General features: G+C 65.8%; 1 protein-coding gene. It reads left to right on the forward strand.

Translation table 11 applies throughout. The features are described from left to right. On the forward strand, positions 1-1187 hold a 1187-nt coding region (locus QCZ28_RS34375; protein WP_279520521.1), incomplete at both ends, for a cellulose binding domain-containing protein.

The raw sequence follows: 1187 nt of genomic DNA on the forward strand, positions 1-1187 counted from the left end.
CAGAGCGGTGCCGCTGTCACCGCGAAGAATGTCGGCTACAACGGTGCCTTGCCGACCAACGGGGTGGTCTCGTTCGGTTTCAACGGCTCGTGGACCGGCAGCAACCCCGCTCCGGGCACGTTCGCGGTGAACGGGGTGGCCTGCACCGGTGCTACGACGCCGACCACGCCCCCGCCGACGGACCCGCCGCCGACGGACCCGCCTCCGAACGGGCCGGCCGACATCACGGTGAACAGCGCGACCCGGTACCAGACCGTCGACGGTTTCGGGGCCGCGCAGTCCATCTGGGGTAGCGCCTGGTCGACGACCGACACTCAGACGTTGGTCGGGATGGGCGCCAACCAGTTGGGGTTGTCCATCGTGCGTACCGGCCTGTCACCGGTGTCCAGCGAGTGGGCCACGCACGTGAACTCGTTGAAGACGGCGAAGACGTACGGGTCGAACGTGAAGATCCTCGCCTCGCCGTGGACCGCCCCGGCGGCGTGGAAGACGAACAACAGCCGGGTCAACGGCGGCAAACTGAAGACCGACTACTACGACGACTACGCCAACCACCTGAACAGCTACGTGCAGTACATGCGCGGCCAGGGCGTGAGCGTCGACGTCACGTCGGTGCAGAACGAGCCCGACTGGCACCCGGACTACGACTCGATGGACTGGAGCGGCACCGAACTCCGCACGTTCGTCCGCGACCAGGGCGCGAGGGTGCAGAACACCAAACTGATGGTCGCCGAAGCGGTGAACATGAACTACACCTTCACCGACCCGACCCTCAACGACGCGACCGCCCGCACCAACATCGGCTACATCGGCGGGCACCTCTACGGCACCGAAGCCTCAGGCCGGCTGAAGTCGTACCCCTTAGCGGAGCAGCACAACAAACCGGTGTGGATGACCGAGTGGAACCTGCACGCCGCCGACGGAGGCGGCTCCAACATCTGGGGCAACCCCGCCAACACCGCGGTCTGGAACGAAACCCTCGACGACATCATGCGCACCGTGCACAAATCGATGGAGGCCAACTGGAACGCCTACATCTGGTGGTACGGCAAACGCTACTACTCCTTCATCGGTGACGGCGAGTCCGCCTACGGCACCGTCGCCGGCGCCCCCCTCAAACGCGGCTACGCCTTCTCCCAGTACGCCAAGTACGTACGCCCCGGCTACCAGCGGATCGCCCTGACCAA

It is taken from the genome of Micromonospora sp. DH14 (assembly GCF_029809455.1).
Classification (GTDB): domain Bacteria; phylum Actinomycetota; class Actinomycetes; order Mycobacteriales; family Micromonosporaceae; genus Micromonospora; species Micromonospora parva.